Consider the following 26998-nt stretch of genomic DNA (forward strand, 5'->3'; position numbering starts at 1 on the left):
GGGCATCGCAGCCTGGTCGGCATGACGGATGCAACGCACATACCGCTCGGCGCTCGTGGGTGGCTGGTCCTGTTCACCCTGTGCGGCGCGACCTTTATGACCGGGCTCGACTACTCGATCATCACCGTGGCCCTGCCGGAGATCGGCCGCGATCTCGGCTTCGCCACCCCGGCTGCCCTGCAGTGGGTGGTCACCGGCTGCCTGCTGCCCACGGCGGCTCTGATGCCGCTGTTCGGGAGGCTGTCGGATCTGACCGGTCGGAGGCGGCTGTTCATGGCCGGGGTCATCGCTTTCACCGGTTTCTCGCTTCTCGCCGGGCTCGCCGCCGGACCCGCGCTCCTCATCGCCGCCCGGGTCGGGCAAGGCATCGCGGCCGCGGCAATCGGGCCGACGGCGATGGCCCTGATGACCTCAGCCTTCTCCGAGGGGCCGCAGCGCACCCGGGCGCTGGGCGTCAACGGCGCACTTCTGTCGCTCGGCTTTGTGATCGGCACGATGGGTGGGGGAGTTGTCACCAGCGGTCTGAACTGGCGCTGGACCATGCTCATTCTCTCCGGCATCGGCCTGCTGGTACTCCTCGGCGCTGCCACTGTTCTTGTTCGGGACACCCGCGACAGCCGGCCCGCCCGGCTCGACGTACCCGGTGCGATTCTGGGCAGCGGTGGTCTCTTCTCTCTGGTCTACGGGATCACCACCGGCGGTGAATCCGGCTGGCTCAGCCTGCCCACCCTGACCTCGCTGGTCGGCGCCGTGGTGCTGCTCAGCGGCTTCCTCGCGGTCGAGGGGCGCCACCGCGAGCCGCTCGTACCGCTGCGTCTGCTGCGCCGTCCCACCGTGAAGTGGGGCATGACGATCGGCCTGATCACCTTCGGGATGTGCGGCGGAGCGACGCTGCTGCTGAGCATGTATATGCAACAGGTCGTCGGCTGGACCGCGCTGCAGACCGGCCTCGGTTTTGCCGCCGAGGGTGTCGCCGCCCTGATCTCGGGAACCATTGCAGCGCGGCTGATCAGCGCACGCGGTGCCGGCGCCGCAGCCGCCCTCGGCCTCACAGCTCAGGGTCTGGGCACCGCCACCATGGCGATGCTGCCCGCGGAGGGCAACCTCACACTGCTGCTGGGTACTTCGGCGGCGATGGGCTTCGGGCATGTGCTGGCTGTCGTGTCTGCCGTCACCACCATCACATCCGGACTCGACGAGTCCGACCAGGGTGTTGCTGGAAGCCTGGCGCAGATGCCGACCTTTATCGGTGCAATCGGCGTAGCCGGGCTCAGCGCCATCGTCGCTGCTCGTGCCGAGGCTCTGACGCCGGCCACCACTCGGGCGCCGGCGACGCTCGGAGGACTGCACACCGCGTTCCTGGCGGCGGGAGCAGTCGCGCTGACCGGAGCGATGGTGGGCGGGACGGTGCTGCGCCGCGATCGCGCGGGCGAGCAGGAGCACGCGACGGCTGCCTGACCGCTGGTGCTTCGATCCTCGCGGCGACGCCCCGGTCCGGAAGACGAGGGCTTGGGCGCACGGACCGTAACGGTGGGGGCGGAGGTTCCTGGCCCGACGAGAGCTCAGCCTCTCGGCGTCTCGTCGATGACAGGCATCGGTTTCCCGCCCGGATGCCACCCGTTGAGGAAGTCGGCCTGCCTGGCGACGTCAACGAGTTCGATCCTGGCACCGATGCTGTCCATCCGGTGATAGGCGAACGGCCGACCGTAGGGACAGCCGGAGAAGTCCACGGGCATGCTCGCTTCCTCCAGACGCCGGGAGCCGTGCCGTACATCGCTGGTCCAGAAGCCGATGTGATCGAACCTGGCTCACCTGGACGCGTCCCAGGGACTGCCGGGCGGCCCTTCGATGAGTTCGACGAAGGGCGGTCCGCCGGCGGTGAAGACGATGCGGTAGTCCCACTCACCGAGCCGGTCGGATACCGGATCACTCCACGCGACCCCAGCCGCACGCTTAAAGTCCTGCATTGCCTGCTCGATGTCCGGAACCACGAAGCACACATGGTAAAAGGCAGTCATTGATCCACAGTGTCATCGAGCACCAGTCCCCGCAGCCGCCGCAGCCGCTCCTGTGACACCGACCCCGGGGCTGCCTGAAATATCGTCACACCCAGTCCTTCATCGTCCGGGGTACGCAGCAGTTCCGCGGTGAGAGTCATGACGCCCACCTGCGGATGCCGGTACGTGCGGGAGACGGTGGCGCAGTTGCTCACCGGGTGCTCGGCCCAGATCTCGCGAAACTCGGGACTGAGTTCCTTCAGTTCGTTGGTCAGCGCCAGCAGGGCCTCATCGTTGGGGAACTTGCTCATCGACACCTGTAGATACGCGATGTCGTCCCGGGCCTTGGCTGTCCAGTCGACGTACAGTCCGCGGGCGAACTCAAGATCCGTGAAGTCGATGCGTACGAAGTTGGGTGTGCTGCCCGCAGTTTCGAACGGCCAGTGCGGTGCCAGCAGGGCGTGCGCCAGCGGATTCCAGGCAAGGATGTCTCCGCGGCGGCCGACTGCGATGGCCGGGGCTTCTGTGTACGCCCGGACCATGTGCGTGATTCCGGGCCGCAGCACTTCGGGTTGCGCCGTCTCCTGCGCGTGCGTGATCCGCGCCAGCCGGTGAAGGTGGCGGCGTTCATCGCCGTCCAGGCGCAGAGTGCGGGCCAGGGCGTCGAGTACCTCGTCCGACACGTTCGGGGCTTGGCCCTGTTCCAGTCGGATGTAGTAGCCGACGCTCACCCCGGCCAGCGGAGCCAGCTCCTCGCGCCGAAGCCCAGCCACCCGGCGCCGCCGTACACCACCGGGTAGCCCGAGCTCCTCGGGCCGTAGCCGCGCCCGTCTGGACCGCAGGAACTCCCCCAGTGCAGAAGATGGATGCATCGCCCCAGCCTGACACGTCCTTGTTCCTGAAGTTGATGCCATCCGTGATCACGGTGGTGGTGCGGCGCAGGTCGGTCCGGGGGCGGAACCCGTGGTGGGGGCGCTGGGGGGGCGTCAGCCCGTGAACGCGAACCTCAGGCAGAGGCCATCCGAAGCGGCCGAGGGACGAGAGGCTGTTGCCGTGAACACAGGAGAGGGCGAAGTCCCACTGTCCGGAGGCCGGATCACTGCGGGGGTGGTACGCGTTGACGACACCGTGCGGCGACCCGTCACGGCCAGATCGCCCTTCGTCGCGGAATTGCTGGAGCACCTGCACCAATGCGGGTTCACAGGCGCACCACGGCATCTCGGGCTCGACAGTGCGGGGCGCGACACGTTCACCTATGTGCCCGGCCGGGTGCCGGCCAGATTCCAGGTGTGGAAAGACGATCAGGTTGCGGCTGCCGGCGCGCTTCTGCGCTCGTTGCATGAGGCCACGCGCGGCAGTCGCCTCACCGGAACCTCTCCGATCGTCTGCCATCACGATCCCGGCCCGAACAACGTCGTCTTCCAGCGGGGCCGCCCGATGGCCTTCATCGACTTCGACACCGCTGCCCCCGGCGAGCCCCTGGAAGATCTGGGATACATGGCCTGGACGTGGTGCATCTCCTCCAGGTCGCAAGCCCCGCCTCCCCGCGCACAGGCGGACCAGGTACGCATTCTCGCCGACTCCTACGGGTTGGAGACCGCCGAGCGCTTCGAGCTCGTCGATGCCGTCCTGGACCGCCAGAACCGCAACGCCCTCTGGTGGCACCAGCACCTCAACACCCCGGGGCCACGGATGGCTGACAGCGAGCAGATTCTCGCCCGGATCGACTGGTCCCGGCGTGAACACGACCACACAGCCGCCCATCGCGCTGACTTCATGAACGCTCTGCGCTGACGAAGACCGGTATCGATTGCGGCTCTGCTGAGAAGCCCGCGACGGGTTGGCGTCCGAATCCCTCAGGCCGGACGGACCAGGGCGGTCGCATGCGCCTCCAGAGCGGCGGCGATCACCTTCGCGGTGGCCTTGTGTGTCACCTGGGCGGCGAGGCGGTCCAGTTCGGCCGGCGCGGGCTCACTGTCGATCCGGCCCAGGGCGAGCGCGCCCGCATGCGCCACCTTCGCACTGCGCGGGCCCCGCCCGGGCACCTTCTGCAGTGAGTTCTCCACCAACGCCCCCAGCGCACGCACTGCGTCGGGATGCGGTGGCAGCAGCGACAACAGCCAGGCAAGGCCACGCAGCGCGAGGGCGTTGTACGGGTCGAAGACCTCGTTGAAGTGCCGGTCTTCGCAGAACACGGCTTTCACACGGAAGGTACGCGGAACGCCCACCAGCGCCAGCCAGGACACCACCTTCTCCCGCACCAGCTCGGGGCCCAGCGGCTCGACGAGCTGTCGAGCCAGCCTGTCCCACTTCGCGCTGGGCCTGGCGGACGTGGCGGCGAGGGCGTGCGCGAGCAGCGCTCGCCACGGGTCGTCCGGACCCGGACCCACCTCCTCCAGGGCACGTTCGGCCCACTTCTCCCCCACGTTGAGCACCGGATCGGTGGGTTTCTCACCGGCGCGGACGAGTGGTGCGGCCGGGAAGCCGTATTCCATGCCACTGCGACGGAAGGCGGCAATCGCAGCCGGCGTGAGAGAGCGGCCGGCCGCCAGTTCCGCCTTCACCAGGACCGAGAGATGCTCCTCGTACCAGAAGGAGTGGCATTCACCGAGGTCGTCGAGCACCTCGACGCGCTCGGCGGACAGCGGGTCCTCGGGTAGGTCCGCGGCGAGGATCCCGGACAGAAGCAGTGTCCGTGACCGGAACTCGTAAGCCTCCTCGATGCGGTGGCAACGCGCGGCCAGGGAAATGGCGAGGCGGCGACGACGCTCTTGAGGGAGATCACACAGCTGGTCCAGAAGCTGCACCGACCAGCCGACGCCGTGATAGCCGCTGTCGGCGACTCCCATGGCGTTGAGAGTCCTGTCCGCGAGCTCGATGTCACCTGCGGCGATTTTGCTGGGAACACCTTGCATCTCGCTCAATTCCTCACCATCGCAGCCGACTTCAGGAAGGTCACCTCGGTGTCATCGGGCTGGTCCAGGCCCTGGAACACCTCGGTCGGTCATGTCGACTGACACTAAGGGGCCGCTCTGACATCGGACTGAGGGAGCTCGGCAGTAGGTGTCACGTGAGTCGCTCGGTGGTGGGGCGGTTGTCCCAGCGGTGGAGAGGGGTGGAACGGCGGATGAGCATGCGCAGTGTGACGATGGCGGCCGTCCGGTGGCCGGTCAGCTCAGGCGGGCGTCCGCGTAGGCGGCCATGGCGTCTCGCTGGTAGGCGGCGAGCCCGACAGCGACCTGGTCGTAGGCCGCGCGCCACTGCACATCGTCGACATAGGTCTGCCCGAGGGCTTTGAACGCGGCTGCGTTCGGGCTCCACATCCGGCAGATGCTCCGGTAGTGGGCATCGACCTCGGCCTGCACCGCCGGGTCGGTCACCGGCGTGGCGGCTGCCGCGAACTCGGCCATGCGGACCATCGCCGCAGTCGCCTCCCGTTGCAGCCGTGCCTGGTCCTCAGCGGTGAGTGTGCCGGCGAATTGCCTCGACTGCGCTCCCTCGTCAGGCCACTGCTCGCGGGCGGCCGCCTCGTGCCGGGCGGCGTCGAAGCCGTCGAACAGGTTCTCCGGCGTGCTGATCTTCGTCATATCGTGGGTGTCCTCGTCTTCCTCAAGTTCGGCGATGGTGCGGCCGACCGTGGCGGCCAGTACATCCAGCCGCTCCCGCTCCGCCAGCAGCCTCCGACGGTGCTCCCGCAGCGCGGCCACCTGGTCGACCTGGCGCTCCAGGACCGCTGTGATGTCGCGTAGTCCCAGACCGAGTTCCCGCATCAGCAGGATCTGCTGCAGCCGCAGCAGATCCGCTTCCTCGTAGTAGCGGTGGCCGTTGCTCCCGATGTACGCGGGAGCGAGCAGCCCGATCTCGTCATAGTGCCGCAGCGTCCGGGACGTCACCCCGGACATCCGGGCCACGTCCGCGATGGACCAGGCCATAGCCGTGCCTTTCATCGCCGGGCCGGTCTCTCCGGCCACAGCCATGACCGTAGGAGTTGACGCTGCGGAAGGCGCAAGCGGGCGCCGGAACGCAACGCTCTCGCCACGCTCAGTAAGCGCTGAAGATCCGCCGCTTGTGAACCAGTACTCACCAACAGCCGCTGTTTGAGCCCATCTACTGCCGGGCTCTCCGAGCCGGCCGGCCGGTGACTCAGTCGGCGAGCCGGGGCGCGGCTCGCGTTCCGGCTGAGGGCCGGCCTCGGACGATCGGTTGACAAGCATGGCTACACCTATTAGCTTTTGGCTATCGAAGTTAGCCAACCAGGGGAGTTGTCGTGACCGAGTACCTTGCCGTCGACGGTGGCACGATCGCTTACGAAGTTTCCGGCTCCGGCCCGCTGGTCGTTCTCGCTCACGGGATGGGGGACAGCCGCGCCGCGTACCGTGCCATGATCCCGGCGCTGGTGGGGGCGGGCTACCGGATCGCCGCGGTCGATCTGCGCGGCTGCGGCGAGTCCAGCACCGACTGGCCGGCCTGGAGCCGCACCGACATCGCGGGTGACCTGCTCGCAGTGATCCGCCACCTGGGAGGGCCGGCCGTGCTCGTCGGCCATTCCGTGTCCGGCGGTGCCGCCACCATCGCCGCGGCGCAGGAGCCCTCGCTGGTCAGTGCGGTCGTCGAGTTGGGGCCGTTCACTCGCAAGCAGTCGATGCGGCTGGGTGATCTGCGGGTGAAGCGGTTCCGGCAGGGGATGCTGCGGCTGCTCGGTGCGGGTGTGTTCGGCAGTCTGCCGCTGTGGCGTTCGTACCTGGACGTGGCCTATCCCGGGGTGAAGCCGGCCGACTGGGCGGAGCGGCTCGGCCGGATCGACGCGCTGCTGCGGGAGCCGGGCCGGATGAAGGCCATGCAGGCCATGGGCCGCAGCGCCCCGACCGATGCCGGCGCGCAGCTCGGCAACGTGCGCTGCCCGGTTCTGGTCGTGATGGGCACGCTCGACCCCGACTGGGCCGACCCGCACGCCGAGGGAGCGGCAGTCGTCGACGCCCTGCCGTCGGGCCTCGGCCGCCTGGAGATGATCGACGGCGCCGGGCACTACCCACACGACCAGTTCCCCGACCAGGTGGTTTCCCTCATGCTCACGTTCCTCGGTTCGGACGCCGCCCGTGCCTAGGGCGGGCCTGGACCCGGCGGCCGTGGCCGCGGCCGGTGCCGCCCTCGCCGACGAGGTGGGACTGGGGAACCTGACGATGGGTGCACTGGCCGAGCGGGTGGGCGTGCGCGCCCCCTCCCTGTACAAGCACGTCGGCGGCCAGGAAGACCTCAACCGCCGCATCGCGGCCCTCGCGTTGAGCCAGGCGGCCGACGCCGTCGGCAGCGCGGTCCAGGGGTACGCGGGCCGCGACGCCCTGGCCGCTGCCGCCCGCGCCTTCCGCACCTTCGTGGTGGAGCACCCCGGCCGCTACGCCGCGACGATCGGCGTGGAGCCGTCCGGCCCGGACGATCCGCTGGCAGTCGCGGGCGCGCGACTGCTCGACGCGTTCTCGGCGGCCCTGCGCGGCTACGGGATCGCGGAAGCGGACACGGACCACGCTCTGCGCATGCTGCGCAGCCTCTTCCACGGGTTCGCCACGCTGGAAGCGGGGGGCGGCTTCCGGTGGAGCACCGACGTCGACGAGAGCCTTGAGTGGCTGATCGCCTTTGCCGACCGGGGCCTGCGCACTCTGTGAGGATCTGTTCCTTCCCGTGCCCGAGGGCAGGACGGTCAGCCTTCAGTCCGGACCTCTCCCGAACCAGTGCGGGTGGGATGGTTTGCGGCACCTGTGGTGAAGTGGTCGAACTCGCCTGCCCGGACGCCTTTTTCGAAGGCCTCCCATTTCGTGCGGGTGGTGGTGACGACGTTCTCGGGGTCACTGGTCTCACGCAGGTGCACGAGGTCACCCGTGCCGAAGGCGATCTCGATCCAGGGGCCGGGTCCGGGGTCGCCCTCGGGGGCGGCGCGGATCCAGGTGAGGTCGGCGGGGGCGTCAGTCATGGAGGTGCCCTTCCTTGACTGTGCGGAGGAGGGCGCGGAGCGTTGCGGGGGTGGTGTGGAGTATCGCGCCGCTGGGGTCGCTTGATTCGGTGAGTGCTATCGATCCGGGTCGGTCGCTGCCCACGTGGACACAGGCTTCGCCCTGTGCGCAGTACGACGACCTCTGCCAGGTGTGTGCGTGCATCGTGCTTCCCTTCACAGGCTCTGGGCGACCTTGTGGATGAGTTCCTGGGACTGCTCTTCGTTCAGGGACGCGGCATCGAGGCGCTCCAGGAGGAGTCGGTACTGCGCCAGTTGGGACTCCGCGTCGATGAACACGGGGCCATGTGACTGGTCCAGCTGCGCGGTGTCGAGTACGGGAACCGGCCCGCGCACGTAGTACAGGGACTGCCCCGAGCCCGGGTAGTACGTGGCCTCGAAGGGGATCACGCGGATGGTTGCGTGGGGGAGCTCGCTCATCTTGAGCAGGTGCTGGAGCTGGCTGCGGGCGATGTCCGGCCCGCCGAACCTCATGCGCAGAGCTGCCTCGTGAATGACGGCCCGGTACGGCGCAGGGTCGGTGCGGTAGAGGACCTCTTGTCGCTTGATGCGGTAGGAGACGCGGTGCTCGATCTCCGGTGGCGGCAGGTCGGGGACGGCCTGCCGATAGATCTCACGGGCGTGATCGACGGTCTGCAACAGGCCGGGAATGTGGATGCTGTGCGCCGCGTGCAGGGCGGTGCCATGGTGCTCGATCTCGGCCAGATCGAGCAGCTTGGGCGGCAGGATCTCCCGGTACTCCTCCCACCAACCGCGCTTCCGGTCGGTCGTCATCGCCACGAGCGCCTCGATCAGGGCCTGATCCGTGCAGGAGTAGGTGTGGGCCGCGACCCGTACCCGCTCGGCACTGACGCCGAAGCGTGCCACTTCCATGTTGCTGAGCTGCCCCGAGCTTGTTCCAAGGAGGTCGGCCGCCTGCGTGGTGGTCATCCCGGCGCGTTCCCGCAGTTTGCGCAGTTCGACGCCGAGCCGTGTGCGGCGTGCCGTAGGGGCGGCCCTGCCTGTCATGTCGAACTCCCCTTGGAATGCGTCCCGTTGGGCGGTCACTCACACGAGTGATTCAGTGCAAGGATTCTGGTCAATTTAAGCAAGGAATCTTTGCGCACCGCTAATCTCGATCTCAGGCCACCCGCCCGGAAGTACCCCGCTCGACGGAGCGGCCTCGTCACCGGGCACCGCAGGACACCTCACCGCAGGACACCTCATCCACCTCGCCCCTTCGCGATCGGAGACCTCCATGCCCACGGCCACCGTAGCGCCGCCCTGGACGTACACCCTCCAACTCCCGCAGGATCCTCGGGCTCCCGGGGTGGCTCGCCACACGCTCCGGCACGTGCTGCGCACGCATGGCATGCCTGAACTCATCGAAACCGCCGAGTTGTTGGCCAGTGAGCTGGTCACCAACGCCTACCGGCACTCCTCGGGGCCGTACTCGCTGCGTATGCGTGACGCGGGGCGCAGCCGGGTCCGGCTCGGCGTGTGGGACACCGAACCGCACATCCCGGCACCGTTCCGGTGGAGCGAGCAGGCTCCGGCCGAGCTCGCCGAGCGGGGCCGCGGGCTGTATCTGGTCACGCTCTACGCGGAGTGCTGGGGCGCGTACCCGATGCGCGGCGGGCTGCCGGGGCAGGGCGGCAAGCTGCTGTGGGTCGAATGCGTCGCCAAGCCTGACTGCCAGTGAGGCGAGCTGTCGTCACATTTCGCCGGCCGCTGTGTGCCCTGCCCCGTCAGGACTTCGCGTCGGCCTCGGTCATCGACTTCACGGCCCGGTCGATCGTGCTGTCGTACAGACCCAGCTTCGGGTTGAGCACCTCGACGCCCTCGCCGAGCGGGAAGTTCTGCGTCTCCGCGTTGGGCAGGTGGTCGGAGGCGATCACGTTCAGCTCGTTGATCCAGGTCAGGGCCCCGCTTGCCGCGTTCGCGCCGCTCGGGTTCAGATCGATCACCGCGAGGGCGGCCGTCCTGGGCTTCACCGGGTACGCGGGGGCCCCGCCCAGGCCGCTGGGGATGAGGGGGTGGACGTCCTTGCCGTGGTTCGCGCTGCTGCTGTTGCCCAGGAAGACCAGCGGGAAGTAGCTCAGACCGCAGGAGTTCGCGCCGATGTTGTTCACCTCGATCACCTGCTGGGTGGGCGAACCCTCCCGGGGATACACCCGCACGGAGAGGTCCTCGCCCTTGCACATGTGCTTGTAGGCGTAGGGGGTTGAGGAACATCGGAACGAAAACCGGCGCTAAGCCTCGATCGGCCCTGGTGGGCGACTGACGGATCGTCGGCGGCCGGACCCGTCTGAAGTCTTCCCGCAGATAACGCCCTATTATCTGCGGGAAGACTGATCACGACCTGCGGGAACGGCCGGGAGACCGTGCGCGAAGCGGCCCCGTTATCTGCGGCAAGAGGGGAAGCGGTGCCGACACTCGTACGACTGCCCGCCGGGAAGGCTCTCACCGTCCGCACCGCGGCCGACGTGTTCCTCGACTCGCTCGGAAACGCGAACACGGTCCGCAACTACGGGATCGGGGTCGGCAAGACCGCCGAGCGGCTCGGCGACACACGCCCGCTCGCCTCGGTCGCCGACGACGAGATCGGCGAGGCGCTCGAACTGCTGTGGGGCAGCACAGCGGTCAACACCTGGAACGCCCGGCGGGCCTCCGTGTTGTCCTGGCTCGGCTGGTGCCGAGAGCGCGGCTACGACGGCCCGAAGGTGCCGGTGTGGGCGAAGCGGCTGACCCCGCCGGACTCCGAGACCCCGGCCCGCTCGAAGATGGCGATCGACCGGCTCATCGCCCGCCGGGACGTCCACCTCCGGGAGAAGACCCTGTGGCGGATGCTTTACGAGACGTGCGCGCGGGCGGAGGAGGTCCTCGGCGTCAACATCGAGGAGCTGGACCTGGCCGGCCGCCGGGCCCCAGTGAAAGCCAAGGGCGCCCGGCCGCGCACCCGCCGCCGCGGCGCGGTGCGCGAGGACTTCGTGCTGGAGCCCACCTACTGGGACGCTGGCACCGCCCGCCTGCTGCCGCGCCTGCTCAAGGGCCGTACGCGGGGGCCGGTGTTCGTCACGCACCGCAAGCCGGGCCCCGGCAAGGTCGTTGGCCCGCGCGACGTGTGCCCGGACACCGGGCTGGCCCGGCTGTCGTACGGGCAGGCGCGCATGCTGCTGGACGCGCACACCGCCATCGGCGGCGAGTCCGGCACGGGCTGGGACCTGCACGAGTGGCGTCACTCCGGCCTCACGCACCTCGGCGAGGCCGGGGCGAGCCTGCTCATGCTCATGGCCAAGTCCCGGCACAAGAAGCCGGAGAACGTCCGCAGGTACTTCCACCCCTCGGCGGAGGCGATCGCCGAAGTCACCAGCCTTCTCGCGCCCGGTGACAGCAGGCGCTGAGCCCAACGCAATACGGAGGTTGCGAACAACAGCTTCTACGGCGGCCGGAGCGGAGGCCCCACAGAACGGGCCGGTGACCGATGCGGTGGCGATCTTCATCTCGGGACAGCCGCCACTGCAGCCGCTCTTCGGGCATGCAGCAGGTGCGCCACAAGTTGCACCGGTCGGTCAGCGAGACTCCCACCCAGCCGACCTGCGTTCCGTTTAAAGCCGCACGTCAGGGCCCTCTCCACACGAGAGGAAAGGCGATCAGCCAGAGCCGACTGCGCTGACCGTGTACGAGAACAAGTTTTACGCCGACAACGGATCTCGGCGACGCCTGCCAACGGGGTCACTGACGGCGTATCCAATCCGACCCGGTTTGGTCTCTTTTTTTGGCTCTTGTCTTGTTACTCAAGGTCAGGAGGAAGAAGGTGCCGATGAGGCCGATCGCCCGTTTCTGGGCATACCTCGATGAGAACGGTCCAACGCCCCGCCGGGTCAACGAGTTCGGTTCAACGAGTCGCGGCGGCGTTCAACCCCGAGTCCGCCTCTAGGCCAGCGGCGACGGCGGCGTACATGCACTCAATAACGTCCTTGCGGTGGTCCTGGTAGGTGAATCAAGCGCACGGCTCCCCGGTTGGTGAGCCTCTTCCAGAAGAGGCTGTAGAGGAGCGTCGGCAGGTCGGCGAAGGGCGAAGACGAGGCCAGGAGCAGGGCGATCAGCCGCAGCAGGGTGCGCTGCGTGCCCAGGAGGATCACCGTGTTCGAGAACAAGGCGCGCTGGGCGGGCAACACGTTGACCACGCGAACCTGAATCCCCGTCGATCCGTCCTGACCGGCTGGTCAGAACCTCCCGCACAGACGCGGGGGCCTCACGGGAGGATCGCCTTGGCGGCCAACCCCAGCACGAATCCCACGATGATCGCCCACAACCAGCCCCCGGCTGCCGGTCGCGAACACGGAGCGCGGGCTGCTGCTCACCTGCCTCTGGTGCATCCGCGAGGTCGACCCGGCGACGATGCTGCTCACCGGGCTGACCCGGGACGGCGTCTATCTCGTCGAGAACGGCGAAGTGAGCGGCGCGGTGAACAACTTCCGATTCAACGAGTCGCGGCGGAGGCGCGGCGTAACGTGCAGGCGGATGGTGGAATGCGATGCGGAAGTGCCACGGTGACGGCGCCCAGGTCTTCCGGTTCACCAGCGCTCAGACGGGCCTCCAGAAGAACGTGCAGGCCAGGAGAACGTGCAGGCCAGAAAAACAATGCGTTGCTCCCTGCACTGACACAAGATGAGCTGTACGGCCGGATCTGATTCCGGTGGATCTTCCGCAGCCGGCGTCAGCCGAGGTCGCACACCAACCTCAAGAAAAGCTCAGATCAATCATGTGGGTGCGGTGCTACGCACCAGGCCCCTCGTGACATAGTTTGTGGGCGCTCCAGCAGCCAGTTGGAAGGTGCGAGCGTCACGGGGCGTACTCAACTGCCCTGTAATTTCAAACCTGTTCTTCCGAACGTCCTGCGGTGCACCCCGCAGGGTGGCTGGTCTCCTCCGGGACGGTCGCTCTGTCCGGTGCACCAATGACCAGAGGAGGACTAGGAATGCCGACCGGCACTGAAGACGGCGACGCGGCGCAGAGCGGCGAGCAAGATGGCTCGCAGCCCGGCGACGAGGAGACGTCACAGGACCGGGAGGACCGCATCAGCGAGTACAAGCGGATCGCCATCGAGGCCGCGGTGAACCTTGCCGTGAACGTCCTCTCTGGCGTTGCCGTCGAAGTGCTCTCACGGCTCTTCTTCTAAAAGAGCTGCGGCCCCAGGTGCGCCAAACACCCAGGGCCGCGTGGCGGTTATCCCGACGTACGGCCCCGTCCGCCTCACAAGCTTGGGCGGGGTCGTACGACACTCAGCCAGGCAACGGATCCCGCTGCCCACACCGGCCAGATCTATATGGCCTAGGCCATTCCCCTATGTCTAGTGCTCAGGGCGCTCGGCCAGGTGGCACAACCATAATGGACTGTTGCGTCACGTGTCATTCAGTCCTCGTCGGCGGCGTCCTTGCCGCGCAGCGGGCGCAGCCCGCCGGGCAGCTCGGGGAGCTTGAACGAGTACCGGCCCAGCATGTTGATGTGCTGCCGTACGAACGGGGAGAGGCGGGCGACGTCCTCGTCGCGGACGTCGAATCCGTCCGCCCGCAGCTGGTTCACCGCGGCGTCCATGTACCTCGTGTTGAACAGGACGACGGCGTTGAGGACCAGGCCGAGCGCGCCGAGCTGGTCCTCCATGCCGTCCTGGTAGCGCTGGTAGAGCTGCCCCGAGCGGCCGTGGAAGATCTTCCGCGCGAGGGCGTGGCGGCCCTCCTGGAGGTTGGCCTGCGCCTTGATCTGGCGGCGGTAGCCGGGCTCGTCGGCCAGGCGCAGGATGTGCAGGGACTTGGCGATCCGCCCGTAGTTGGCGATCGCGTCGCCCAGCGGGGTCGGCCGCCCGTCCCGCGACAGCATCCGGATCACGTCGTACGCGCGCACGGCGCCAGTGTGGATGGAGCCGATGATCCGCAGGATGTCCTCCCACCATCGCTCGATCCGGGCGAGGTCGACCCGGCCGCGGGCGGCTTCCTGGAAGGCGCCGTAGTCGGCGGTGCGGTCGATGCGCCACATCTTCTGATCCGGCAGGTCAGCGAGCTGCGGCGCGTACGCGAACCCGGCCAGGGTGAGGAGTCCAAAGACGATGTCGCTGTACGAGGCGGTGTCCGTGACGATCGTCTCCGGGCGCTTGCCGCCGTCCCGGTCGTAGAGGACATCGAGCACGTACAGGGAGTCGCGCGGGGTGCCGGCCACCACCTTCCCGCCGAGCCCCGCCGCCTGGTCGTTGATCATGTTCAGCCAGGTGGCGCCGCCCCGGCGCCCGAAGTACTTGGGGTTGGGGCGGGCGTAGACCGAGGGGACGGGGACGACGAACCGCATGCCGTCCACGGAGGCGACCAGCCCGCCGCCCCACACCTGCGCGAGGCCGATGGACGCCTGGTGCTCGATGAGGGTGGCGTTCGCGGCCCGGTAGGTGGCCAGCCGCAGATACGTCTGGTCGACGTGGGACAACCTGCCGTACTTCAGCTCGTCGATCCCGCCGATGACCGGCGTGTAACCGACGTTGCAACCGTGCGCGACCAGCAGCGCGGCGACCGTCACGTGCAGGTCCTTGAGCCGGGCCTCGCCGCCGGTGATGGAGGTGAACGCCTGGTCGGCGCCGGTACAGGAGAACACCTCCAGCAGGACCTCCGGCAGGTCGACGCGGGGCATCATCGCCTCCACCGCCTTCCGCAGGTCGGTCAGGGAGGCGGGTTCGGGCTCCGGCTGAAGGGCGGCGAAGTGCAGGCGGCCGTCGTCGTCGAACACGATCTGGGAGTTCGCCGGCACTCGCCCGGCGACCTCCCGGTATGTGCCGTCCAGCAGCGCGGCCCGCGCCGCCAGGTGCTCACCCGGCTCGCCGGGCAGGTTCAGGGAAGCCAGCACGGTCGGACGGACCTGCTCCCATGCCTCGCCGTCCAGCAGCTTCGCCCGCGGGTCGCCCCACTTCGAGGAGTTCTTCGCGAACACCTCCCGCCGGCGCAGCAGCCGGTGGAAGGACTCCAGCACGCAGAACACGTACGCCTTCCAGTCCACCGTGCCCGCCTCCAGGTGCGGCGCGCTCAGCACCAGCCGCTTCCATGAGCCCACCAGCAGGGACGTGTCGATCTCGTCAGGGCTCACCTTCTTGCGCCCCATCAGGTCGGGCAGCGACTTCAGCGCCTTGAGGACCGGCAGGCCCTCCGGGGTGGCGCCGAAGTCGACGACCTGGACGAGGAGCGCCAGGAACGGCCGTACGGTGGGGAACCGGGTGACCAGCATCGTCCGCCATGCTTCATCCGCGTCCGAGTCGATCGGCGGCGCCAGCTCGAACAACGCGGCGATCGCGGCGGCCAGCTCCTCGCGCGGCACCACCTCCTCGATCCGCTCCCACATCGCCGTCAGCGTCGCCACCTCCGGCGGACTGATCTCCCCGGACTCGGTGTCGACCTGCTCACTCGTGGTGTCGAACACGACCCGGAACGCGGTCGCCAGCCTGATCCCGGCCCGCTCCATCCTCGGCAGCGTCTTCAGCTTCTGCTTCGCCGTCTCCCGCTCCGCCCGCGCGAGCAGCTTCGTCGCGACCAGCACCTCCAGCAGGTCCAGCGCGTCATCGACCGCCCGGGACGTCAGGTAGACCGCGGTGGCCAGCAGCGTCGCCAGCCTGCGCGAGTCACCGTGACGCCGCAGCAGGGACGCCTTGCCGTCCACGCCGTACCGCGACAGCTCCGCCAGCCGCCGGGGCGGTATCCCGGACACGTCCAGCTCACCCATCCCGAACGCGTCGATCTCCGCCGCCCGCTCAAGCGCCCACTTCATCTGCGGGCCGGAGATCCGCACCGGGCCGCGCCGCAGCCGGTCCAACTCCGACACCCGCGCTCCGGGCGGCACGGTCAGCAGGGAGTCGAGCACCGCCCGCTGACCGGTGCTCAGCAGCCGGTAGAGGCTGTCCCACAGCCGCTGGTTCGCCGCCTCCCGTACCGAGGCCACCAGCCGGGCGAGCGTCGTCACGCCGGGCAGCAGCACCCGCCGCTCACGCAGCCACCCCACCGCCGCGTCGAACAACGCCTTCGGGCCCTCCCCGGTCGTCCAGGCCCGCGCGTCCACCCACACCCGCAACTCGGCTTCCGCCTCGGCGAACTCCGTGTACTCCAGGAGCTTCCGCAGCTCACGGACGTGAGCCAGCCGGGTGTTCTCCCGTTCCCCGTACGCCTTGAGTGCCGACGCGTCCGCGATGCCGAGCTGCTCGGCGAGATAGTCGACGACTTCGGCCGGCACGTCGGTCGGGTCGTCCAGGAACACCCCGAGGTAGCGCGCGGTCGTGAGCTGGGCCGCGAAGCCCAGCCGGTTGTGGGACCGCCGCCTGCCCTCGATCAGCTCCCGGTCCGCGTCGTCCAGGAAGAAGAACCGCTCCAACTCCGTACGGGACGGCGCCCCGTTGTACGCCGCGTACGCGGCGGCTTGTGCATCCGTCAGAAACTCGACCGGCACCCCGGACCTCCACACAGTCAATGATCAACACGACTGCTGAAGGCTCCGCCCTCGAAGAAGTCCAGGTCAAAGCGCTCTCAGGTACGCGGAAAGCTTAGCGTCGGTTTTCGTTCCGATGTTCCTCAACCCCCGCGTAGGCGTCGCTGGTGTCGCCTCCGGTGGCCGGCGAGGCGTTGCTTCCGGGCGTGGCCGTGCCGGAAGGGGCCGTGTCCCCGGCGCCGCCGGTCGTTGCGGTGTGCGTGGGCTCGGCGGGCCCGGAGGCGCCGGAAGAGGCGGTGGCCGGTGCGGAGCTGTTCGGCCGGTCGGCGCCGTCGGTGCTGCCGTCGTCCCCGTTGCAGGCGGTGAGTGCCAGGGCGAGTACGGCGGTCAGGGCGGCGCCCAGAGTGGCGGTGTGCCTGCGGCTGCGAGTCGTATGCATGAATACTCCCCCGAGTGAGACGCGAAGACGGACCGGAGCGTGGGTGAGTCGCACCCTCCTGAGCTCCTGCCACTTCACGCTACGGCCGGCGGAATCCCATGGGCGATATCTTCCGGATTCATCGCAGTGGCGTGACGATCCGGTGATGTTCGGCACCGGACCGCTACCGCAGCTTGGAACGGATTTGGAACGGGTCCTGGAACGGGAACGGGAGCCCGGACGTCGAGGGTGATGCGCCGGGGCTTCCGGCGTCCACTATCCGTGCCCAGACCTCTCAGCTCTCGAATTCCTCCGCCAGTTCCTCCCACGCGAGACTGCGCAGGTCTGCCGGCGCGTTGTCGTTCGTCGGAGGGTCCGGAGTGTGCTGGAACCAGACGACGACGAGCGCGGAGAAGTGCCAGCCGTCGTTGTGGGCGGGGTCCAGCTCCTTCGAGTCGAACTCGCCGACGCACGCCACGGGTGGCAGATCCTCCATCGGTTCTCCCCGGCGCGTGACCCGGCCGCGGTCCTTGCGTGCGGGCGGGACGAGGTGGACGGGCAGACCGGGGTACGCCTCCCGGGCGGTACGCAGCAGGTCGGCGACGATCCGGTCATTGACCGCCGTGGTCGCCGCACCCTCGATCAGGCCGCCGTACGTCGAGTGGAGCCGCAGCTCGACGAGGGCGATGCCACGGCGCGGCGAGAGGGTGAGGTAGGTCAGGGGCATGGCCGGACGGTACGCCGGGGGAACCGCTCCGCACGAGGGGCCGGTGCGCCGCGCCTGCTCGTAGCTGAATAACTCTCAACTTGCCGACGGTGGCGGCGCTTTCCGCTAGCTTTTTGACGTGATCCCGCTCGTCGAGTGGGTCCGGACCTCGGCGGCTGCCGGCAGCCGGGGCGTACGGAGCGTCCGGGCCTCGGAACCGTGCGTGAGGGCCACGGCGTCCCTCCTGTCGCAGGAGCGCATCCGACACTCGCATCCCGCACCCGCATCCCGCACCCGGATCCCGCACTCGAGACCCGCACCCGAATCCGCCACTCGAGACCCGCACCAGAATCCGGCACCCGAACCCCGCACCGATATCGAACCCGACACCCGCACCCGACACTTGGGGGAAGCATGGCAGCACAGGAGCCCGGCGCAGGAGCGGAACCGTTGCGGGATGCTGCGGCGGCGGTGCCGGCTTCGGAGCAGGCGACCACCGTGTTACCCGCCACCATCGGGCCGTACGTGGTGATGCGCGGGCTCGGTGGCGGCGGGATGGGCGTGGTGTCCCTGTGCCGGACCGTCTCGGGACGGCTGGTCGCGGTCAAGCAGGTGCGCGAGGAGTACGCGGACGATCCGGCCTTCCGCAGCCGCTTCCGCCGGGAGGTGGCGGCGGCCCGCCGGGTCAGCGGCCTCTACACCGCGTCCGTCATCGACGCCGACACGGACGGCCACCGCCCCTGGGTGGCCACCGCCTACATCGCCGGGCCGACCCTCGACCAGGCGATCCGGATCTGCGGGACATTCCAGGAGCCGGCGCTGCGGGGCCTCGGGACCGCCCTCGCCGAGGCGCTCCAACTCGTGCACGCCGCAGGGCTCGTGCACCGCGATCTGAAGCCCGGCAACGTGCTGCTCGCCGCCGACGGGCCCCGGGTGATCGACTTCGGGATCACGAAGGCCCTAGGCGAGACCCGGCTGACGGGCACCGGCACCGTGATCGGGTCCCCGGCATTCATGGCGCCGGAGCAGGTCGTGTCGTTCCACGACGCCGGGCCGGAGAGCGACATCTTCACGCTGGCCGCGCTCCTCGTGTACGCGGCCTGCGGGGAGGGGCCGTTCGGTCCTGGGGACGAGGGGGCGCTGCACCGGATCGTGACGGAGGAGCCCGATCTGAACGGGGTCCCGTCCGCGCTGCGCCCGCTCCTGCTCGCCTGCCTGGACAAGACGCCGTCGCGGCGGCCCACGCTGGAGGAGATCCTTACCGGGCTGGCCCCCGCCGACCCGGAGGCGCTGTTGCTGCCCGCTCTGCGGGAGGACCTGGCGGCACGGGCCAGGGAGGCGGAGCTGATGGCGGTGGTCCCGCCGCCGCCGGGGACGCTGCCCGGAGGGCCGGGGGCCGGGCCGCGCATCAGCCGGCGACGGGCGCTCATCGGCGGGCTGTCCGCCCTCGGGGTGCTGGTGGTGGGCGGCGGGGCCGTCGCGGTGTGGGGCGACGGGGACGGTGACGGTGAAAGCACCGTGGCCGGGAAGAACGGCGCGAGCCGCAAACCGGTCGGACAGGCGGTGCCGTCGGTGAAGCTCACCGATCCGCCGAAGCCCTTGTGGACCTGGCCCGCGCCCGCCTCCACCACGATGCCCGTGCTCGACGCCTTCGGCTCGACCCTGGTGATGAACGAGAGCCGTATCGCAACGGCGGCCCTCGACGCCTCGACCGGCAAGGTCCGCTGGAAGCGCGGGGTGTCCTACGGTGTGCCGGCGGGCAGCAAGGACAGGTTCGGAGTCGGCGCGACCATCCTGGGGCGGGTGGGGGACGGGCTCCTCCTCACCAACTACGGCATGAACTCCGCCTCCTTCAAGCTGGAATACCTCATGTCCAGCGTGGATCCCGCCACCGGGCGCAAGAGCTCCACGACGAAGACGGACAAGGAGCACCTCCCGATCAACCTGATGGCCAGTCATGGCCAAACCGCCTACTGCCTCTTCTCCCGGGTCCCGAGCGGTCTCCCCACCCCCGGAGCCACCCCGAGCACCGGGATGCCGAGCTCCGTCGGCGCCGTCGACCTGGCCGGCCGTACCGCCCGCTGGCAGCAGCCCATGCGGGACAACTCCTTCAACGGGGCCCGGTACGCCGCGGACGAACACGGCTTCTACTACTGCGAGGACACCGGCAAGGGGCTGACCGTGCACGCCCTGAACGCCGACGACGGCAAGAACAGGTGGTCCGTCGATGTGCCCGCCGACCCGGACAGCCACCTCCCCCCGTACATGCAGGCCGGGGGCGGGCAGCTCACCTCCGCCCTGACGGCGGCCGGGGGGCTGCTGATCACCGTGAACGTCAAGGGCGGACTGACCGCCTACGACGCGAAGAGCGGCCGCCGCCGCTGGTCGTTCGCCATGACCGCCGGCTCCACCCCGGCCGTGGCGGGAGGACTGGTGATCACCAGCGATCTCAACAGCGTCTACGCCATCGACCTGAAGACCGGGAAGAAGCGGTGGCAGACCCGCAGCCCGATTCCGCTGGGCGTCTACGGAAGCCGGATCGTGTCCGCGTCCGAACACGTCACCGCGGCGCTGTTCAGCACGGCCGTGATGACGTCGGACGGGATGGACATGAACGGCGGTACGGGCGGCTGCATGGTCCTGCGCACCTCGGACGGCAAGCAGTTGTGGTCGCTCCAGGAGAAGACGGGCTCCGGGGGCTCGTCGGCCGCGGCGACCCCCGCTCCCTCGTCGTCCGGCACCGATGCCGGTGTGCCCACGGGAATGGCGTTCTGGAGCCTGACGGTGCAGGACCGTACGGTCTTCATCATGGGCGACGGGCGGCTGCGGGCGTACCGGGCCGCCGAGGCATGACCGTCCCGTCGTCCGGGCCGGCCGCCGTCCCGCCCTCCGGGGCACTCCCGTCCGAACCGTCTCCCGTACCGCCGTCGTCGGCGCCGCTTCCGGCGGCCATCGGCCCGTACCGGGTGGTCCGGCTGCTCGGCTCCGGGGGCATGGGGCGGGTGTATCTCGCCGCCACCCGGGGCGGGCGGGCGGTGGCGGTGAAGGTGGTGCGGGAGAGCTACGCCCAGGACCCGCACTTCCGGGACCGGTTCCGTGCCGAGGCGGAGGCCGCCCTCAAGGTCAGCGGCGCCTTCACCGCCCCGGTGCTGGCCGCCGACACCGAGGCCGCGCAGCCCTGGCTGGCCACCGCCTACCTGCCCGCGCCGTCCCTGACCGACGCGGTCACCGCGTACGGGCCGATGCCGGAGCGGACGGTACGGGACCTGGCCGCCGGTCTCGCCGAGGCGCTGGCCGCCATTCACGCCGCGGGTCTTGTGCACCGCGATCTGAAGCCGTCCAACATCCTGCTGACCGCGGACGGGCCCCGGGTCATCGACTTCGGTATCACGCGGGCGGTCGAAGGGGCCGGACTGACCGGAACCGGCCAACTCGTCGGCACCGCCGGGTACATGCCGCCGGAACAGATCTCCGGGCGGACCTGTACGTCGGCGGCGGACGTCTTCTCGCTCGGCGCCACCCTGGTGTTCGCGGCCACCGGGCGCGGTGCGTTCGGGGCGAGCGGTCTGCACATCCTCCTGTACCGGACCGTGCACGAGGCGCCGGACCTGACGGCCGTGCCGGAGGAACTGCGGGAGGCGCTGGCACGGTGCCTGGACAAGGACCCGTGGAACCGGCCGAAGGTGTCCCAGCTGGCGGCGCTGTTCGGCGCGCCCGTACTTCCGGACGCGGGCTGGCTGCCGGATCCGGTGGAGCGGGAGGTGCGGCGGCGCCAGGAGGCGGACCGGGCGGCGCTGGACGACGCGTGGGCGGCCCGGTGGAGCCGGCGGCGGGTGCTCACGGTGTCGGGCGGCGCGGCCGCCGCGGCGGCGCTCGGGGGCGGCGCGTATCTGATCCGCCGCGAGCGGTCCGCAGGGAAGGCGCCCCGCGCCCGGCTGCTGCACGAGGCCCGGCTCCCCGACGGCTTCTCCGGCGTGTGGACGGCGGCGCGCGGCCGGCTGCTGGTCAACGGCAAGAACGCGGCGGGGGCGGCGGCACTGGACCCCGCGAAGCTCACCCCCTTGTGGCAGCGCAAGGCGTACGCGTCCACCCCCTCCGCGACGGACGGGCGCACCGCGTACGTCGTCGAGCTGGACGGCGCGGTGTACGCCAGGGACCTCGTCACCGGCAGGAAGCGCTGGAGCTTCGCTCCGCCGGGCAATCCCCAGCCGGAGTTCACCGACCTGACCGTGCGGGCGGGTGACGACGGGTGGGCGTACGTCACGTCGAACGCGACCGGCAGGCTGTACGCGGTGGACAGCGGGGGCACGCGCCGCTGGGACCGGGAGGCCGCGCTCACCGCGGTGTACCCGCGCGGCCGGACCCTGCTGTGCGTGGCCCGGAAGCAGTCCGGCGCGGACGGGCGGCGCACGGTGTACGCACTCGACGCGCACTCCGGGAAGAAGCTCTGGGACTACGACTCCGAGGTGTTCGGTATCGGCGGGGACCCGGGCACGCGCCTTGCCGTCGCCCTGCGGCACGACACCGCCGAGCTGGTCGGCCTGCGGCTGAGTGACGGCGACGAACGGTGGAGGACCGACAGCGGGCTCGACCCCGGCGACGGCATCCAGAACGAGTCCCTGGCCGCCTCGGTGCTGATCAGCCCGGACGGCCGGACGGTGGTCACCGATCTGAGCCTGGCGAAGGGGTCCGTCGCGGGCCTGGACGCGGACAGCGGCACGTCCCTGTGGCCCGCCCGTGTGGAGGCGGCGACGAAGCAGCAGCTGACGCCCATCGGCCAGACCCTCTTCACCACCGCGGCCGCCCCCGTCGGCACGGATCCCACCGCCGGCAACGGCCCGTTGGCGGCCCACGGTCTGCGCGACGGCGGGAGACGCTGGCAGACGCCCGACCTCGGCAAGGGCCTCCACCAGGTGCTCTGGGCCGGCTCCGGCACCGTGGTGCTCGGCGTCAGCGGCGGCAGCGACCCCGGCCTGTACGGATACGCGACGGCCGACGGCAGGAAGCTCTGGTACCGCCACTACGAGAACGACCCGCTGGTGCGGCCCTGGACGGCGGTGTCCAGCGGCAACCGGGTGTGGATGTCGAGTGCCAGCACGGTCCTGGCGTTCGAGTTCTCCCGGAGCTGAGTCCCCTTGTCCAGGACCTGAATCCCCGGAACGTGGCGGCCTGCTCGCCTTCCCCTCACGCATCGGGTGGCCCAGGCCCGTCCGGTGTGTGCCCTCCCCGGGCGAGAGCGGTGCCGGCGGCGAGCAGGGTAGCGGCCCACAGCGCCGGCCTCCACGGCGATGTCCCGCCCTCCGGGGCCGGGGACACCCGGTGCTCACGGTCGTATGCGACGCGCACCGTCCCGCCCACGGGCGCGAGGGCCCGGTTGGCCTTGAGGAGGGTGGGGTAGCCGCCGGGGCAGCGCAGGGCGAGGCGGTACACGGTCGCCCCGGGCGGCCCGCCCTCGCCGTAGGACGCCAGGTGCTCGGTGCGGACGTCGCGCACGGCACAGGTGGCGACCTCTCCGCGTGCGGTCGCACGGTCGGCGACGGCCGCGCAGGCCAGCAGCCCGGCGGCCAGGAAGAGGGCCCCGAAGAGGCCGCGGCTTCCACTCACCAGGGCGAAGTACGCCGCGCTCGTTCCGGCCACCAGCAGGGCGCCGCCCGCCACCGCGAGGCCGGCGGGCGGTGCCGCCGGGCCCGCGAAGCACCAGTGGGCCCAGCCGTACACGGACACCGCCGCCACAGCGGGCAGAGCGGTGCCGAGCAGACGTGACCGGCTCTGTGGACCCGGTGCGCGCGTGAGCCTCAGCCTTCCTCCCGGAAGTGCGTCTCCGGCATCGGATTGTCGTGCTCCAAGGGCTCCTTCGTCCCCAGCCGGGCCCAGATCAGGAACACGCCCAGGCACAGGGCGAGCGACCCGCAGGGGATGAGCACCGCGAGCGCCCAGCCGGGCATCGACGCCATGGCAGCCCCTCCCGCCGGTACCGGCCGCGTCCGATACTCCTGATGGTCTCAGCGGGAGGTTCCTGCCGGGAGAACACGGACTGAACGCACGCAGTCGCGTAACGGCATGCCGCAACGACTCTGCTGACGGGCCGGCGCACACTTCCGGCCACATCCGGCGGTACCGGGCCGCACTCTGCGGTGGTGAGGGCCCCTGCCCGAGGGGTGACCTCGGCCGTGACGTGGCGGCGATCCCGCGCGGAGTCTTGCGTGTTGAGCGATTCCGTCTAATGGTGATGGTTCTTGTTGTCTTCCGTTCGGAGTCGCTTCATGAGCGCATACCGTCCGAGCCGTCGTTCCGTCCTTTCGACCGGTGCAGCCCTCGCGGGCTGGGCCGTCTTCTCCGCACAGAGACAGGCTTTCGCCGCGGACGCCCCCATCCCCGAGTGGGACGGGCAGCCGAGAGTGTTCCAGGTCGGCAGGGAGGCGGCGCGGGCCCGGCTCGTGCCGTACGCAAGCAGCTCAGCCGCGCTGCGCGGTGACATGGAGAAGTCGCCGTACTTCCGTTCCCTGAACGGGAGCTGGCGCTTCAAGTGGTCCAGGAACCCGGACGCCCGGCCGGTCGGCTTCGAGGCGCCCGGCTACGACGACGGCGGCTGGGACCGCATCCCCGTACCGTCGAACTGGGAGATCGAGGGCTACCCCGAGCCGATCTACCTCAACATCCGCTACCCGTGGGTCGGTTACGAGGAACCCGAACCGCCGGCCGTCCCGCACGACTTCAACCCGGTGGGCTCCTACCGCCGGACGTTCACCGTGCCGCGCGACTGGTCGGGCCGGCGCGCCCTGATCTCCTTCCAGGGCGTGAAGTCGGCGTTCTTCCTCTGGGTGAACGGCAAGCGGGTCGGCTACAGCGAGGACAGCTACACCCCGGCCGAATTCGACATCACCGATCACGTGCGGCCGGGCGACAACACCCTGGCCGTCGAGGTCTACCGCTGGTCCGACGGCAGTTGGCTGGAGGACCAGGACATGATCGACCTGTCCGGGATCTTCCGTGACGTCTATGTGTACGCGATCGAACCGGTCCATGTGCAGGACCTGTTCGTGCGGACGGCGCTGGACGACGCGTACCGGGACGCGGTCCTCACGGTCACCGCGACGGTACGCAACCGGGGCGACGGCGACGCCGGCGGCCACCGCGTCGAGGCGGTGCTGTACGACGGCCGGGGGCGCCGGGTCGGCCGTCCCCTCACCGGAGACGTCGACTGGCCGGGCGACGGGGACGCCGAGGTGACGCTGAAGGCGGACGTCTCCGCGCCCGCGCTGTGGTCGGCCGAGGACCCGAACCTCTACACCCTGGTCGTCACCCTGACCGACGGCTCGGGGCGGACGGTCGACGTCCAGCGGACCCGGACCGGATTCCGGCAGGTCGACTACGGGCCGGGCAAGTTCACCGTCAACGGCAAACCGGTCATGTTCCGTGGGACCAACCGCCACGAGTCCGACCCGGACCACGGCCAGGCGATCCGCGAACCGCGGATGCTGCAGGACATCCGGCTGATGAAGCAGCACAACATCAACGCCGTGCGCACCTCGCACTACCCGAACAACCCGCGCTGGCTGGAGCTGTGCGACGAGTACGGCCTGTACGTCGTCGACGAGACGAACCTGGAGACCCACGGGGTGCGCGACACCGTGCCGGCCTCCCTGCCGGAGTGGACCGACGCCTGCCTCGACCGGCTGCGCTCCATGGTCGAGCGGGACAAGAACCACCCGAGCATCGTCGTCTGGTCGCTGGGCAACGAGGCCGGCGGCGGATCCAACTTCCAGGCCATGGCCGACTGGGTGCACGACCGGGACGCTTCCAGGCCGGTGCACTACGAGGGCATGAACGAGGTCGCCGACCTGCACAGCGAGATGTATACCAAGCCCGCGGACGTGGAGGCGTACGGCAAGTCGGGCAAGGACACGCCCTTCATGCTCTGTGAGTACGCGCACGCCATGGGCAACAGCAGCGGCAACCTCAAGGAGTACTGGGACATCTTCGACCGCTACCCGAATCTGCACGGCGCGTTCGTGTGGGACTGGGTGGACCAGGCGATCCGGCTGCCGGTACCGGGCGACGCCAAGCACACGTATCTCTCGTACGGCGGGGACTGGCACGACGGGTATCCGACCGACGCCAACTTCTGCTGCAACGGCCTGGTCGCGTCGGACCGCACACCGCACCCGGGCCTGCTGGAGCTCAAGAAGGTCTACCAGCCGGTCGCGGTCGGTGCCGCGGATCTCGCCGCCGGGACGGTGACGGTGCGGAACAAGCACCTGTTCAGCGGCCTGGACGCGTACGAGCTGCGCTGGGAGGTGAGCTGTGACGGCCGGAGCGTGCAGCACGGCAGGCTCGCGACGCCGGATGTGGCGCCCGGCGACGAGGGCACCGTACGCATCCCCTTCCGGAAGCCGGGGACGCCCGAGCCGGGCGCCGAGTACTGGCTGAACGTGTCCTTCGTGCTGAAGTCGAAAGCCAGTTGGGCCGATGCCGGCCACACCGTGGCCGGCGAACAGCTCGCGCTCGACTGGCACACCCCGGCCCCCGCCGACCCGGCCCCGGACACGCTGCCCGCTCTCACGCTCGACGAGACCGACGCGCGGGTGCAGATCAGCGGGCGCGACGTGGAAGTGGTCCTGGACAAGTCCACCGGGACGCTGGCGTCGTACCGGGTCAAGGGCCGGCTGCTGCTGGCGGGCGGCCCGGTGCCGAACTTCTGGCGCGGGCCCACCGACAACGACATCGGCCGCGGCGCCCAGGACTCCCTGCGGACCTGGCGGGACGCCGGCACCGACCGCCAGGTCACCTCCGTCAGGACCGGCCAGCCGGCCGCCGGAGTGGTCACCGTCGAGGTGGAGTGCACCCTGCCCACCGCCCCCACGGCATCCACCTGGACCACGGTGTTCACGGTGCGCGGGGACGGCGAGATCCGGATCCGGCACACCCTGGACGCGCCCGACGGACTGCCCGACCTGCCTTTGGTGGGCGTCCTGTTGACGATGCCGAAGGGCTACGAGCAGATCGACTGGTACGGGCGCGGTCCGCAGGAGAACTACTGGGACCGGCACACCGGCGCGTTCGTGGGCCGCTACCGCTCGACCGTCGACCAGCAGATCGCGCCCTACGTCCGCCCCGAACAGACCGGCAACATGACCGACGTACGCACCCTGTCGGTGACAGAGCGGTCGGGCACCGGACTGCTGGTGCGGGCCGACCCCGGCGAGGGCGAACCCATGCTGGAGACGAGCGTCCTGCACTGCACGCCGTTCGACCTGGAGGGGCCCAAGCACCCCTACGAGCTGAAGCGGCGGGACGAGACGATCCTGGGCGTCAACCATCGCCAGACGGGCGTCGGCGGCAACGACTCCTGGGGAGCCCCGCCCCTCGACGCGTACCTGCTGCACGCGGGACGCACGTACACGTACGCGTACCGGCTGCGGTCCGCGTAGCGGGGGCTC

25 protein-coding genes and 2 pseudogenes are annotated in these 26998 nt (G+C 69.9%); 11 read left to right on the forward strand and 16 right to left on the reverse strand.

Annotated elements, in window-relative coordinates:
* Window positions 1-21: 21 nt before the first annotated feature.
* On the forward strand, window positions 22-1458 hold the full coding sequence (locus tag ACFVW8_RS12245) for an MFS transporter (protein WP_389688818.1): 1437 nt from the start codon (window positions 22-24) through the stop codon (window positions 1456-1458).
* 104 nt (window positions 1459-1562) lie between these two features.
* Here ACFVW8_RS12245 and ACFVW8_RS12250 read toward each other — a convergent pair whose 3' ends face one another.
* From ACFVW8_RS12250 to ACFVW8_RS12260, 3 genes are all read right to left on the reverse strand, one after another.
* Entirely contained in the window at window positions 1563-1736 is a 174-nt protein-coding gene (locus tag ACFVW8_RS12250; RefSeq protein ID WP_389688820.1) for a hypothetical protein, read from the reverse strand.
* A 72-nt stretch (window positions 1737-1808) separates the two neighbouring features.
* On the reverse strand, window positions 1809-2018 hold the full coding sequence (locus tag ACFVW8_RS12255) for a VOC family protein (RefSeq protein ID WP_389688822.1): 210 nt from the start codon (window positions 2016-2018) through the stop codon (window positions 1809-1811).
* On the reverse strand, window positions 2015-2911 hold the full coding sequence (locus ACFVW8_RS12260; RefSeq protein ID WP_389688824.1) for a helix-turn-helix transcriptional regulator: 897 nt from the start codon (window positions 2909-2911) through the stop codon (window positions 2015-2017). Before ACFVW8_RS12260 ends, ACFVW8_RS12255 begins: the two co-directional genes overlap by 4 nt.
* Window positions 2912-2990: 79 nt before the next feature.
* Here ACFVW8_RS12260 and ACFVW8_RS12265 point away from each other — a divergent pair, with 79 nt between their 5' ends.
* Window positions 2991-3791: an aminoglycoside phosphotransferase family protein gene (locus ACFVW8_RS12265; protein ID WP_389688826.1), complete on the forward strand. Its 801-nt coding sequence runs from the start codon at window positions 2991-2993 to the stop codon at window positions 3789-3791.
* A gap of 62 nt (window positions 3792-3853) precedes the next feature.
* On the opposite strand, the gene ACFVW8_RS12270 is transcribed toward ACFVW8_RS12265, so the two are convergent.
* From ACFVW8_RS12270 to ACFVW8_RS12280, 3 genes and pseudogenes are all read right to left on the reverse strand, one after another.
* Window positions 3854-4921 (reverse strand): hypothetical protein, encoded by a 1068-nt coding sequence (locus ACFVW8_RS12270; protein ID WP_389688828.1) that lies wholly within the window; start codon window positions 4919-4921, stop codon window positions 3854-3856.
* 142 nt (window positions 4922-5063) lie between these two features.
* Window positions 5064-5156 (reverse strand): annotated as a pseudogene (locus ACFVW8_RS12275) (IS5/IS1182 family transposase); the annotation flags it as partial.
* An 11-nt stretch (window positions 5157-5167) separates the two neighbouring features.
* Window positions 5168-5929, reverse strand: a complete 762-nt coding sequence (locus tag ACFVW8_RS12280; RefSeq protein WP_389688945.1) for a MerR family transcriptional regulator — start codon at window positions 5927-5929, stop codon at window positions 5168-5170.
* Between the two features lie 335 nt (window positions 5930-6264).
* On the opposite strand from ACFVW8_RS12280, the gene ACFVW8_RS12285 reads away from it, so the two are divergent.
* Window positions 6265-7101: an alpha/beta fold hydrolase gene (locus ACFVW8_RS12285; protein ID WP_389688830.1), complete on the forward strand. Its 837-nt coding sequence runs from the start codon at window positions 6265-6267 to the stop codon at window positions 7099-7101.
* A gap of 22 nt (window positions 7102-7123) precedes the next feature.
* The gene (locus ACFVW8_RS12290) at window positions 7124-7657 is read left to right on the forward strand and encodes a TetR/AcrR family transcriptional regulator (protein WP_389688947.1); all 534 of its coding nucleotides are present in this window, start codon (window positions 7124-7126) and stop codon (window positions 7655-7657) included.
* A gap of 35 nt (window positions 7658-7692) precedes the next feature.
* Here the strand turns inward: ACFVW8_RS12290 and ACFVW8_RS12295 are convergent, their stop codons facing one another.
* Genes ACFVW8_RS12295 through ACFVW8_RS12305 form a run of 3 tightly spaced genes read right to left on the reverse strand, consistent with a single transcriptional unit; the run spans window position 7693 to window position 9009 of the window.
* The gene (locus ACFVW8_RS12295) at window positions 7693-7962 is read right to left on the reverse strand and encodes a DUF397 domain-containing protein (RefSeq protein ID WP_389688832.1); all 270 of its coding nucleotides are present in this window, start codon (window positions 7960-7962) and stop codon (window positions 7693-7695) included.
* Window positions 7955-8146: a DUF397 domain-containing protein gene (locus tag ACFVW8_RS12300; RefSeq protein WP_389688834.1), complete on the reverse strand. Its 192-nt coding sequence runs from the start codon at window positions 8144-8146 to the stop codon at window positions 7955-7957. The genes ACFVW8_RS12295 and ACFVW8_RS12300 overlap by 8 nt, the downstream gene beginning before the upstream one ends.
* 11 nt (window positions 8147-8157) lie before the next feature.
* Window positions 8158-9009 (reverse strand): Scr1 family TA system antitoxin-like transcriptional regulator, encoded by an 852-nt coding sequence (locus ACFVW8_RS12305; RefSeq protein WP_389688836.1) that lies wholly within the window; start codon window positions 9007-9009, stop codon window positions 8158-8160.
* 229 nt (window positions 9010-9238) lie between these two features.
* Between ACFVW8_RS12305 and ACFVW8_RS12310 the strand changes: the two genes are divergently transcribed.
* Window positions 9239-9682 carry an ATP-binding protein gene (locus ACFVW8_RS12310; RefSeq protein ID WP_389688838.1) on the forward strand — a complete coding sequence of 148 codons (444 nt, stop codon included), beginning with the start codon at window positions 9239-9241 and terminating at the stop codon, window positions 9680-9682.
* A 46-nt stretch (window positions 9683-9728) separates the two neighbouring features.
* Here the strand turns inward: ACFVW8_RS12310 and ACFVW8_RS12315 are convergent, their stop codons facing one another.
* On the reverse strand, window positions 9729-10160 hold the full coding sequence (locus ACFVW8_RS12315) for a hypothetical protein (protein WP_389688840.1): 432 nt from the start codon (window positions 10158-10160) through the stop codon (window positions 9729-9731).
* A gap of 246 nt (window positions 10161-10406) precedes the next feature.
* Here ACFVW8_RS12315 and ACFVW8_RS12320 point away from each other — a divergent pair, with 246 nt between their 5' ends.
* Entirely contained in the window at window positions 10407-11384 is a 978-nt protein-coding gene (locus ACFVW8_RS12320; protein ID WP_389688842.1) for a site-specific integrase, read from the forward strand.
* A 564-nt stretch (window positions 11385-11948) separates the two neighbouring features.
* Here the strand turns inward: ACFVW8_RS12320 and ACFVW8_RS12325 are convergent.
* Window positions 11949-12170 (reverse strand): hypothetical protein, encoded by a 222-nt coding sequence (locus tag ACFVW8_RS12325; protein ID WP_389688844.1) that lies wholly within the window; start codon window positions 12168-12170, stop codon window positions 11949-11951.
* A 145-nt stretch (window positions 12171-12315) separates the two neighbouring features.
* On the opposite strand from ACFVW8_RS12325, the pseudogene ACFVW8_RS12330 reads away from it, so the two are divergent.
* Window positions 12316-12477 (forward strand): annotated as a pseudogene (locus ACFVW8_RS12330) (metallopeptidase TldD-related protein); the annotation flags it as partial.
* Between the two features lie 487 nt (window positions 12478-12964).
* Complete coding sequence (locus ACFVW8_RS12335; RefSeq protein ID WP_389688846.1) at window positions 12965-13165, forward strand: hypothetical protein; 201 nt, start codon at window positions 12965-12967, stop codon at window positions 13163-13165.
* Between the two features lie 233 nt (window positions 13166-13398).
* Here the strand turns inward: ACFVW8_RS12335 and ACFVW8_RS12340 are convergent, their stop codons facing one another.
* The 3 genes from ACFVW8_RS12340 to ACFVW8_RS12350 all read right to left on the reverse strand — a co-directional run bounded on the left by ACFVW8_RS12340 (window position 13399) and on the right by ACFVW8_RS12350 (window position 17579).
* On the reverse strand, window positions 13399-16455 hold the full coding sequence (locus ACFVW8_RS12340; RefSeq protein ID WP_389688848.1) for a Tn3 family transposase: 3057 nt from the start codon (window positions 16453-16455) through the stop codon (window positions 13399-13401).
* A 94-nt stretch (window positions 16456-16549) separates the two neighbouring features.
* Entirely contained in the window at window positions 16550-16873 is a 324-nt protein-coding gene (locus tag ACFVW8_RS12345; protein ID WP_389688849.1) for a hypothetical protein, read from the reverse strand.
* Window positions 16874-17147: 274 nt separating this feature from the next.
* Window positions 17148-17579, reverse strand: a complete 432-nt coding sequence (locus ACFVW8_RS12350) for a hypothetical protein (RefSeq protein ID WP_389688851.1) — start codon at window positions 17577-17579, stop codon at window positions 17148-17150.
* A gap of 393 nt (window positions 17580-17972) precedes the next feature.
* Between ACFVW8_RS12350 and ACFVW8_RS12355 the strand changes: the two genes are divergently transcribed.
* Both ACFVW8_RS12355 and ACFVW8_RS12360 read left to right on the forward strand, forming a co-directional pair.
* Entirely contained in the window at window positions 17973-20411 is a 2439-nt protein-coding gene (locus ACFVW8_RS12355; RefSeq protein ID WP_389688853.1) for a PQQ-binding-like beta-propeller repeat protein, read from the forward strand.
* A complete protein-coding gene (locus ACFVW8_RS12360) occupies window positions 20408-22687 on the forward strand; it encodes a protein kinase (RefSeq protein ID WP_389688855.1) in 2280 nt (759 codons plus the stop codon). Before ACFVW8_RS12355 ends, ACFVW8_RS12360 begins: the two co-directional genes overlap by 4 nt.
* Before the next feature lie 55 nt (window positions 22688-22742).
* Here ACFVW8_RS12360 and ACFVW8_RS12365 read toward each other — a convergent pair whose 3' ends face one another.
* The gene (locus ACFVW8_RS12365) at window positions 22743-23291 is read right to left on the reverse strand and encodes a hypothetical protein (protein ID WP_389688857.1); all 549 of its coding nucleotides are present in this window, start codon (window positions 23289-23291) and stop codon (window positions 22743-22745) included.
* Between the two features lie 62 nt (window positions 23292-23353).
* Window positions 23354-23512, reverse strand: a complete 159-nt coding sequence (locus ACFVW8_RS12370; RefSeq protein WP_389688859.1) for a hypothetical protein — start codon at window positions 23510-23512, stop codon at window positions 23354-23356.
* A gap of 309 nt (window positions 23513-23821) precedes the next feature.
* On the opposite strand from ACFVW8_RS12370, the gene ACFVW8_RS12375 reads away from it, so the two are divergent.
* Entirely contained in the window at window positions 23822-26989 is a 3168-nt protein-coding gene (locus ACFVW8_RS12375; protein ID WP_389688861.1) for a glycoside hydrolase family 2 TIM barrel-domain containing protein, read from the forward strand.
* Window positions 26990-26998: the final 9 nt, after the last annotated feature.

This window comes from Streptomyces sp. NPDC058221 (genome assembly GCF_042882365.1).
Taxonomy (GTDB): domain Bacteria; phylum Actinomycetota; class Actinomycetes; order Streptomycetales; family Streptomycetaceae; genus Streptomyces.